Consider the following 9,819-nt stretch of genomic DNA (forward strand, 5'->3'; position numbering starts at 1 on the left):
GGGTGGGGGCCTGGCGGGGTCGGTGCCAGGCCCCCTGGGATCAGGTGGGCTCGTTGCCCGGCTTCCACTTGATGCCGCAGCCCAGGCTGGGGTGTTGGGGCTCGGGTACGGCGGTGCCGGAGAGGACCGCGTCGGTCGCGGCGCGGAGGGAGGCGCCGGTGACCGGTACGTCGTTCTTCGGGCGGGCGTCGTCGAACTCGCCCCGGTAGGCCAGCCGCAGTTCGCCGTCGAAGAGGAAGAAGTCGGGCGTGCACGCCGCCCGGTACGCCCGCGCCACCTCCTGCGTCTCGTCAATGAGATAGGGGAAGGTGAACCCGGCCCTGCCGGCCTGCTCGGCCAGGTGGCCGGCGTCGTCGTCAGGGTAGTTGACCACGTCGTTGCTGCCGATGGCGACGATGGTCACCCGATCGGCGTAGTCGGCGGCGAAGGCTCCGATGCCCGCCTCGATCCGCCGGACGTACGGGCAGTGGTTGGACAGGAAGACCACGAGCGTGGCCGGAGCGCCCTTGATGTCGTCGAGTGAGAGGTGTCCGCCACCGACCGCGGGCAGGTCGAAGCCGGGGGCCGGCGTACCGAGTGGGACCATGAACGAGGTGACAGGCATGCCCTCATTGTCGCGCACCTCGGCGGCATGTCCCCGCCCGACCCGCGAAGGCAGGGCGAGGACATGCCGCCGACGCGCTCAGAAGGGGTCGTCGGAGTCGTCCTGGGCGGCGGTCGTCGGCGACCCAGTGATCGGGTGCGTGCCCAGCCCGCCGCCGATCGCGGCCACGGCGTTGGTGATGCGGATCCCCGACCCGTCGCGGCGGCCCAGCTCCTCCGGCAGTGGCACCGGCTTGCCGGTGGTGGACGCGCCCTTGGCGGGAGCGGGCCCCGCCCAGGCCAGCAGCAGGGTGTCCTCGCCCTTGAGGAAGCGCTGGGCCCGTACGCCGCCGGTGGCCCGCCCCTTGGCGGGGAACTCCGCGTAGTCGGACACCTTGCCGCCGCCGGTCTGCGTGCCGGGCAGGGCGGTGGCCGAACCGGCGATGGTGACCACCCGGGCGGGCAGCGCGGGGTCCACCGCGCCGAAGAAGATCACCTTGGCTCCCTCGTCGAGGCGCATGCCCGCCATGCCGCCCGCAGGCCTGCCCTGCGGGCGCACGGCCGATGCCGGGAACCGCAGAAGCTGTGCGTTGGAGGCGATGAACACCAGGTCGTGGTCTTCGCTCGGCAGCTCGACGGCACCGACCACCCGGTCGTCGTCCTTCAGCCCGATCACCTCGAACTCATCTCGGTTGGCCGGATAGTCCGGGGCGACCCGTTTGACCACGCCGCCCGCCGTACCGAGAGCGAGACCGGCCCCGCCGGCGGTGAGCGACCCGATGCCGACCACCGTCTCTCCGGGGACGAGCGTGACGTATTCGCTCACCGGATGCCCGCCCGACAGGGTGGGCGGGGCGGCCACGGACGGCAGCGTGGGCAGGTCGACCACGCTGACCCGGATCATGCGGCCGTGCGAGGTGACGACGCCGATCTCGCCGCGCACGGTCGAGGCGACCGCCGACACCAGCACGTCGTGGTTGGAGCGCTCGCCCTCGGTGGCGAGCGGGGTGGCGTCGGCCGTACGGGCCAGCAGGCCGGTGGAGGACAGCAGCACCCGGCACGGGTCGTCGGCCACCTCCAGCGGCACGGCCACCGTGCCCGCGGCCCCGGACGACTCCAGCAGGACGGTACGGCGAGGCGTGCCGAACTGCTTGGACACCTCCGCCAGCTCCTTGGAGACCACCGCGCGCAGCCGGGTGTCGGAGGACAGGATCTCGCTCAGCTGGGCGATCTCCTCCTGGAGGGTCTGCCGCTCCCGGTCGAGCTCCAGCTTGTCGAATCTGGTGAGCCTGCGCAGCGGGGTGTCCAGGATGTAGGCCGCCTGGATCTCCGACAGCTCGAAGACCTCCATCAGCCGCGCGCGCGCCTGCCCGGAGTCGTCGGAGGACCGGATGACCTGGATGACCTCGTCGATGTTGAGGAGCGCGATGACCAGGCCGTCGACCAGGTGCAGCCGCTCCTCCCGCTTGCGCCTGCGGTAGGCCGAACGGCGGCGCACCACGTCGATCCGGTGGTCGACGTAGACCTGCAGCAGCTCCCTCAGCCCCAGCGTGCGGGGCTGGCCGTCGACCAGGGCGACGTTGTTGATGCCGAAGGTCTCCTCCATCGGGGTGAGCCGGTAGAGGTCTTCCAGCACGGCCTCGGGGTTGAAGCCGTTCTTGATCTCGATGACCAGGCGAAGGCCCTTGTGCCGGTCGGTGAGGTCCTTCAGGTCGGAGATGCCCTGCAGCCGCTTGGCGGTCACCAGCTCCCTGATCTTGGTGACCACCCGCTCGGGGCCGACGTTGAAGGGCAGCTCGGTGACCACGATGCCCTTGCGCCGCGGTGTGACCTGGTCGATGGCGCACTTGGCGCGCATCTTGAAGGTGCCCCGGCCGGTCTGGTAGGCGTCGCGGACGCCGTCCAGGCCGATGATCGTGCCGCCGGTGGGCAGGTCGGGGCCGGGGACGAACCGCATCAGCGCGTCGAGCCCGGCGTCGGGGTGCTTGATCAGGTGCCGGGCGGCGGAGATGACCTCGACCAGGTTGTGCGGGGCCATGTTGGTGGCCATCCCCACGGCGATGCCGGCGGCGCCGTTGACCAGCAGGTTGGGCAGCGCGGACGGCAGGACGGTGGGCTCGGTCTCCTGCCCGTCGTAGTTGGGTTTGAAGTCGACCGTGTCCTCGTCGATCGACTGCACGAGCATGGTGGCGGCGGTCGCGAGGCGGGCCTCGGTGTAACGCATGGCGGCGGGGGCGTCGTCGGGCGAGCCGAAGTTGCCGTGCCCGTCGATCAGCGCCAGCCGCATCGAGAACGGCTGGGCCATCCGCACCAGCGCGTCGTAGATGGCGGTGTCGCCGTGTGGGTGGAGCTTGCCCATGACGTCGCCGACCACGCGGGAGGACTTGACGTGCCCCCGGTCGGGCCGCAGGCCCATCTCGTTCATCGAGTAGAGGATGCGCCGCTGCACCGGCTTGAGGCCGTCGCGGGCGTCGGGCAGTGCGCGCTGGTAGATGACCGAGTAGGCGTATTCGAGGTAGCTGGTGCGCATCTCGGAGGAGACATCGATATCGATGATCCGCTCCTCGAAGTCCTCCGGCGGGGGCGTCGTCGTTCGTCGGGCCATGTCGAACATTGTGCCGAAGGTGGCGACCGTTCCGCGACCTGGACCGAGCCTGGTGCGCGGCATGCGTGAGATGTCCGGAAGGTCGGCTATGCAGGCCGGTAAAACCTGGTAACAAGGACCTCATGGCTGACGTCCTTCCCGAAGCCGCGATGGTCCGCGAGGCGGCCGAGGAGCGGTTGCGCGCCCTCGCCGGAGACCACGCGCGCCTCCGCGATGACCAATGGACCGCGATCGAGGCCCTTGTGCTCAAGCGCCAGAGGGTCCTGGTGGTCCAGCGCACCGGCTGGGGCAAGTCGGCGGTCTACTTCGTGGCCACCGCCCTGCTGCGGGAGCTGGGCGAGGGGCCGACCGTCATCGTCTCGCCGCTGCTGGCGCTGATGCGCAACCAGATCGCCGCCGCCCAGCGGGCCGGCATCCGCGCCGTGACCATCAACTCCGCCAACAGCGACACCTGGGAAGACGTCTACGCCCGGGTCGCCGACGGCGAGGTCGACGTCCTGCTGGTCAGCCCGGAGCGGCTGAACAACCCCGAGTTCCGCGACAACGTGCTGCCCGAGCTGGCCGAGAGCGCCGGCCTGGTGGTCGTGGACGAGGCGCACTGCATCTCCGACTGGGGCCATGACTTCCGGCCCGACTACCGCAGGCTGCGCACCCTGTTCGAGGACCTGCCGCCCGGCGTGCCCGTGCTGGCCACGACCGCCACCGCCAACGCCCGCGTCACCCGTGACGTGGCCGAGCAGATGGGCGAGGAGACCCTCGTGCTGCGCGGCCCGCTGGAGCGCGAGAGCCTGCGCCTGAGCGTCGTACGGCTGGGCACCGCCGAGCAGCGGCTGGCCTGGCTCGCCCAGACCCTGCGCGAGCTGCCGGGCTCCGGCATCGTCTACACCCTGACCGTGGCCGCCGCCCACGAGATCGCCGCCTACCTGCGCGAGCAGGGCTACGAGGTGGCCGCGTACTCCGGCCAGACCGACCCGGACGAGCGTCTGGCCGCCGAAGAGGCGCTGCTGAACAACAAGATCAAGGCCCTGGTCGCGACGAGCGCCCTGGGCATGGGCTTCGACAAGCCCGACCTCGGGTTCGTCGTCCACGCGGGCGCGCCACAGTCGCCGGTGGCCTACTACCAGCAGGTCGGCAGAGCGGGGCGCGGCGTCGAGCGGGCGGAGGTCATCCTGCTGCCCGGCCCGGAGGACCAGGCCATCTGGGCATATTTCGCCTCTCTCGCCTTTCCCCCCGAGCCGGTCGTACGGGCCACGCTGGCGGCCCTCGACGGCGGCGTGCTGTCCACTCCGGCGCTGGAGACCCGGGTCGATCTGAGCCGGAGCCGCCTGGAGATGATGCTCAAGGTCCTCGACGTGGACGGCGCGGTGCGCCGGGTCAAGGGCGGCTGGGAGGCCACCGGCGAGCCGTGGGGCTACGACGCCGAGCGCTACACGCGCATCACGGCCGAGCGCCGCGCCGAGCAGGAGGCCATGCTGGGCTACCTCACCACCACCGAGTGCCGTGAGGAATACCTGCGCCGCCACCTCGATGACCCGGCCGCGCGGCCCTGCGGGCGCTGCGACAACTGCACGGGTGAGCACCGGCCGGCGGAGGTCGCGCCCGCCGCCGTCGCGGGGGCCAGGGAGCGCCTGGCCCGTCCCGGCGTGGAGGTCGAGGCCCGCAGGCAGTGGCCGACCGGCATCGCCGACCTCAGCGGGCGGATCAAGCCGGAGTTCGGCGCCGAGCCCGGCCGGGCGCTGGGCAGGCTGACCGACATCGGCTGGGGCAACCGGCTGCGCGACCTTCTGGCCGACGACGCCCCTGACGGGCCGGTGCCCGACGACGTGTTCGGCGCGGTGATCAAGGTGTTGTCGGCGTGGGAGTGGCGCGAGCGGCCGGTGGCCGTGGTCAACGTCCCATCCGCCCGCCGTCCGGCGCTCGTGCGCGGCCTGGCCGAACGGCTGGCGTCGGTCGGCCGGCTGTCCTACCTGGGCGAGCTGGGCTACCGCTCGGGCCCGCCCGGACGGCAGTTCAACAGCGCCCAGCGGGTGCAGGCGATCAGGGCGACCCTGACGACCCCGCCGGAGCTGGCCGCCGCGCTGACGGCGGCCGGTGGGCCGGTGCTGCTGGTGGACGACCGGGTGGACACGGGGTGGACCATGACCATGTCGGCGGCCCTGCTGCGGCACGCGGGTGCGCCCGCCGTACTTCCGCTGGCGCTCGCCGTCACCACCTGATCCCAGGGCGCGCGCCCGGCGCTTTCAGAGGCGGGGCCGCGCGCCCAGGTGGGAGATCGCCTTGGCGGCCAGTCGGCAGCCCGCCGACAGCGCCTCGGAGGGCGGCTTGCCCGCCAGCCACGGCGGCAGGAACCCGGCCGCGAAGGCGTCGCCCGCGCCGGTGCCGTCCACCACGCGGTCCACCGGCTCGGCGGGCACCCGCACCGGCTCGGCGCGGCTGTTGGTGTACCACAGCGCGCCGTCGGCGGAGAGCTTGATGACCACCTGCGGGAACCACGCGGTCAGCACCTTGGCGGCGGCGGCCGGGTCGTCGCGCCCGGTGAGCACCTTGGCCTGGTCGGCGTTGGCGAACAGCAGCTTGGCCCCGTGGGTCCATTCCAGGAACGGCTCGGCGCCGGTGCGCTCCAGCGGCGCGGCCGAGGAGGAGTCCACCGAGATGCTCATGCCCGCCCGCCGGGCCAGGTCGAGGGCGGTCATGCCCGCGTCCCGCGAACCCTCGTTGACCAGCGTGTAGCCGGACAGGTGGAGGTGGCCGCCCGCGCTGAACAGGTCGCGCGGCAGGTCTTCCGGCGACAGCGCGGCGTTGGCCCCGGGGTCGGAGAGCATGGTGCGCTCGCCCTTGTGCGTGACCAGCACCACACAGGTGCCGGTCGGCCGCTCGGGGTCCATCACGAGCCGGGCGTCGACCCCGTAGCCCATCAGCTCCATGTCGCGGTTGCGCCCCGTGATGTCGGCGCCCCTGCGGCCGATGAAGGCCACATCGGCCCCCTCGACCGCGAGCCAGGACGACACATTGGCACCGGACCCGCCGCCGTGCATGGTCACGATCGCGGGGGTGTCGCTGGCCCTGGCGAGTGGGAAGCGTGCACGCGCGACCGCATCGGTCATGAGATCGCCCACCACGACAACCCGGGTCATGACGTCACCGCCTTGCTGCACTGCCTTCACGTGGCCTCACGTCTGACGCCGAGAAACCTAACAGTTTCTCGCGGGCCTTTGGGCCAGAGAGCCGACAGTGGGCACCAGTCGATGCACAAGCGTTGTTGAACAAGGGGCCCTGGTCTTGTCATCTGAGATCGCGGTTTACGCTCGGGACTGTTGGTGTGAGTGTGGAGGCGTCCGATGGCTGCATATTATCCCGCGCATTGGGAGGCCGACGTCGTTCTCGCCGACGGCGGCACCGCGCATGTCCGGCCCATTCGCCCCGCCGACGCGGAACGGCTCCTGTCGTTCTACTCCCGACTATCCGAAGAATCCATATATTTCCGGTTTTTCGGGCCGCGGCCGCGACTGAGTGAGCGTGAAGTGACCCGGTTCACGAACGTCGACTACGTCGATCGGGTCGCGCTCATCGCCACCATCGGCGAGGAGATGGTCGCGGTCATCCGCTACGACAAGATCCAGGACGGCGAGGCGGAGGTCGCCTTCCTGGTCGAGGACGCCCACCAGGGCCGTGGCGTGGCCTCGGTACTGCTGGAGCACCTGGCGGCCACCGCCCGCGAGCACGGCATCGGCAGGTTCGTCGCCGACGTGCTGCCCGCCAACCAGAAGATGATGGCCGTACTGCGCCAGGCGGGGTACACCGCCCAGAGCCGTTTCGCCGACGGCGTGGTCAGGATGACGCTCGACCTGACCCCCACCGAGACCTCCCAGGAGGTCACCGCCGCCCGCGAGCATCGCGCCGAGTCGCGGTCCATCGAGCGGCTGCTCACCCCCGGCTCCGTGGCCGTGGTGGGCGCGTCGCGGGGGCCCGGCGGGGTGGGCCAGACCGTGCTGCGCAACCTGCTCGCCGCCGACTTCGCCGGGCCCGTCTACCCGGTCCACCGCGAGGCCAGGGCGCTGGCCGGGGTACGCGCTTATCCCAGCGTCACCGCCATCGACGGCGAGGTGGACCTCGCGGTGCTCGCCGTACCCGCCGAGGGCGTGCGCGACCTTGTCGTGGAATGCGCGGAAAAGGGCGTGCGCGGCCTGGTGGTCGTCTCCTCAGGGTTCGGCGAGACCGGCCCCGAGGGCCGGGCCAGACAGGACGAACTCGTGCGCATCGCCCGCTCCCACGGCCTGCGCGTGGTCGGCCCGAACTGCCTGGGCATCGCCAACACCGACCCCGGCGTACGGCTGAACGCCACCCTGGCCGCCACCATCCCGGCCCGCGGCCGGGTCGGCTTCTTCAGCCAGTCCGGCGCGCTCGGCACCACCCTGCTGCACCGTGTCGCCCAGCGGAACATGGGCATCTCGTCGTTCGTGTCCGCGGGCAACCGGGCCGACGTCTCCGGCAACGACCTCCTGCAGTTCTGGGAGGAGGACCCGGCGACCGAGGTGATCCTGCTCTACCTGGAGTCGATCGGCAATCCCCGCAAGTTCGCCAGGCTGACCAGGCGCGTCTCGCGGCGCAAGCCGGTGGTGGTGGTCAAGAGCGGCGGCACCACCCAGGGCGTGCCCATCGGCCACGCCGCCCCGGCGCTGAAACTGCCCGACAGCGCGCTCAGCTCGCTGTTCGAGCAGGCCGGCGTGATCCGGGTGGACGACCTGATCCAGCAGTTCGACGTGGCGCAGCTGCTCGCCTACCAGCCGCTGCCCGCGGGGCCCCGGGTGGGCGTGGTGAGCAATTCCGACGCGCTGGCCCTGCTGGCGCTGGACGCCTGCCTCACCGCCGGGCTCGACCCACGGCCACCCGTCAACCTCGGGGCCGAGGCCGGGGCGGCGGCGTTCGGCGCGGCGCTCTCCGGCGAACTGGCCGACGGCGACACCGACGCCGTGGTCGTCATCTACATGCCGCCCATCCCCGGCGACGCGGCGGCCGTCGCCGCCGAGCTGCTGCGCAACGCCGCGGAAGCCCCCGGCAAGCCCGTGCTCGCCACCTTCGAGGGCCGCGTCGGCATGCTCCCCGAGCTGAGCCACGACCCGCGGGGGCACGACCCCGGGCGCGGCTCCATCCCGTCCTACGCGGCGCCCGAGGAGGCCGTACGCGCCCTCGCCCACGTCGTACGGCACGCCCAGTGGCGCGAACGCCCCCTGGAGCAGCCCCCCATCGGCGGGGGAGAGGGCACCGCCGAGGCCCGCGACCTCGTACGCGACGCGCTGGCCGGCCGTGCCGGTCCCGTGGAGATCGACGCCGCCCGGCTGCTCGCCCCCTACGGCGTCACCGTGTGGCCCGCCCCGGTGGCCGCCACCGCCGACGAGGCCGTGGAGATCGCCGACCGGCTCGGCTGGCCGGTCGTGGTCAAGGCGGTCGGCCGGGAGGCCGCCGCGCGGGCCGGGGCGGTCCGCCTGGGCCTGACCGGGCCCGAGGCGCTGCGCCAGGCGTACGCCGGGCTGTCGGCCCAGCTCGGCCCCGGCGCCCCGATCGCCGTGCAGCGAATGGCCCCGCAGCCGGGCGTGCCCGCGCTGATCAGCGCGGTGGAGCATCCGTCGGTCGGGCCCGTCGTGTCGTTCGGGCTCGGCGAGGTCACCGCGCGGCTGCTCGGCGACCGCGGATACCGCCTGGCCCCGCTGTCCACCGGCGACGCCGCCGAGCTGATCAGGTCGATCCGGGCCGCTCCGCTGCTGTTCGGCGAATACGGCTACCCGCCGGTAGCGGTCGGCGCGCTGCGCGAGCTGCTGGTCCTCACCGGGCGGATGGCCGACGAACTCCCCGAACTCGACCGCCTGGACCTCGACCCCGTCCTGGTGGGCGAGAGCGGGGTGACGGTGCTCGGGGGGCGAGCCGTACTGCGCGTCCCGCAAGGCCCGCGCCCCGACGACGGGCCGCGCCGCCTGCGCTGAGCCGGGCGGGTGGCGTACCCCGGGCGGGCGGGTGAAACCGACCCCCCGGACAGGGCAGGATGGACCCATGAGGGAAACCCGAGTCTCGGCCGCGGGCCTGCGCGAGGCGATCGATCGCAGCGGCTACTACCCCGACCTCGTGTCCGACGCGGTCGACTCCGCGCTGGGCAAGGAGGCGGTCGACGCCTACGTGGTACACCATGAGGCGACCTTCGACCCGGCAATGGAAGTCCGCAGGCACGTCACCGTGCTGGTGCTCACGCCGACGCGGCTTCTGGTGTGCCACACCGACGAGCATCCGCCCGCCGAGGGCGTCACCGTGGCCCACGCCTCGACCACCACCGAGGCGGTGCGCCTCAGCCGCATCAAGTCGGTCGCGGTGACCAGGGTCGTCCCCGACCCGGCCGCCTACGCGCCCGGCGTGCCCCCCACCGAGGCCACGCTCAACATCGGCTGGGGCGGCATCTCCCACGTCGACCTGGAGCCCGCCACCTGCGGCGACGAGAACTGCGAGGCCGACCACGGCTACACCGGCGCGATCACCGCCGACGACCTGTCCCTGCGGGTCAGCGACGCCGCCGACGGCGCCGAGGCGGTCGCCCACGTCCTGGCCTTCGCCAAGGCCCTCTCCGCCGCCACGGCCCACAGCACCCC

The 9,819-nt window shown here is 72.6% G+C and carries 6 protein-coding genes; 3 read left to right on the forward strand and 3 right to left on the reverse strand.

Going from position 1 to position 9,819, the window contains the following annotated elements; genetic code table 11:
* Positions 1-40: 40 nt before the first annotated feature.
* Together C1I98_RS28925 and C1I98_RS28930 are read right to left on the reverse strand one after the other, a co-directional pair.
* Positions 41-604, reverse strand: a complete 564-nt coding sequence (locus C1I98_RS28925; RefSeq protein WP_111170573.1) for a thioredoxin family protein — start codon at positions 602-604, stop codon at positions 41-43.
* 78 nt (positions 605-682) lie between these two features.
* Positions 683-3,196, reverse strand: a complete 2,514-nt coding sequence (locus C1I98_RS28930) for a DNA gyrase/topoisomerase IV subunit A (RefSeq protein ID WP_233508281.1) — start codon at positions 3,194-3,196, stop codon at positions 683-685.
* Positions 3,197-3,309: 113 nt separating this feature from the next.
* Here C1I98_RS28930 and C1I98_RS28935 point away from each other — a divergent pair, with 113 nt between their 5' ends.
* On the forward strand, positions 3,310-5,403 hold the full coding sequence (locus tag C1I98_RS28935) for a RecQ family ATP-dependent DNA helicase (RefSeq protein ID WP_233508282.1): 2,094 nt from the start codon (positions 3,310-3,312) through the stop codon (positions 5,401-5,403).
* Between the two features lie 24 nt (positions 5,404-5,427).
* Here C1I98_RS28935 and C1I98_RS28940 read toward each other — a convergent pair whose 3' ends face one another.
* Positions 5,428-6,321, reverse strand: coding sequence for a carbohydrate kinase family protein (locus C1I98_RS28940; protein ID WP_111170570.1), 894 nt, complete (start codon positions 6,319-6,321; stop codon positions 5,428-5,430).
* A 204-nt stretch (positions 6,322-6,525) separates the two neighbouring features.
* Between C1I98_RS28940 and C1I98_RS28945 the strand changes: the two genes are divergently transcribed.
* Both C1I98_RS28945 and C1I98_RS28950 read left to right on the forward strand, forming a co-directional pair.
* Positions 6,526-9,165: a bifunctional acetate--CoA ligase family protein/GNAT family N-acetyltransferase gene (locus C1I98_RS28945; RefSeq protein ID WP_111170571.1), complete on the forward strand. Its 2,640-nt coding sequence runs from the start codon at positions 6,526-6,528 to the stop codon at positions 9,163-9,165.
* 67 nt (positions 9,166-9,232) lie between these two features.
* Positions 9,233-9,819 (forward strand): DUF5998 family protein (locus C1I98_RS28950; RefSeq protein ID WP_111170572.1); only part of this gene is annotated, 587 nt, incomplete at its 3' end.

It is taken from the genome of Spongiactinospora gelatinilytica (assembly GCF_003236385.1).
Lineage (GTDB): Bacteria > Actinomycetota > Actinomycetes > Streptosporangiales > Streptosporangiaceae > Spongiactinospora > Spongiactinospora gelatinilytica.

What these genes read in the sequence shown, in the direction of transcription:
- C1I98_RS28940 (WP_111170570.1), bottom strand. Translation starts at nt 6,321, where the DNA reads ATGACCCGGGTTGTCGTGGTGGGCGATCTCATGACCGATGCGGTCGCG.
- C1I98_RS28935 (WP_233508282.1), top strand. Translation starts at nt 3,310, where the DNA reads ATGGCTGACGTCCTTCCCGAAGCCGCGATGGTCCGCGAGGCGGCCGAG.
- C1I98_RS28930 (WP_233508281.1), bottom strand. Translation starts at nt 3,196, where the DNA reads ATGTTCGACATGGCCCGACGAACGACGACGCCCCCGCCGGAGGACTTC.
- C1I98_RS28945 (WP_111170571.1), top strand. Translation starts at nt 6,526, where the DNA reads ATGGCTGCATATTATCCCGCGCATTGGGAGGCCGACGTCGTTCTCGCC.
- C1I98_RS28925 (WP_111170573.1), bottom strand. Translation starts at nt 604, where the DNA reads ATGCCTGTCACCTCGTTCATGGTCCCACTCGGTACGCCGGCCCCCGGC.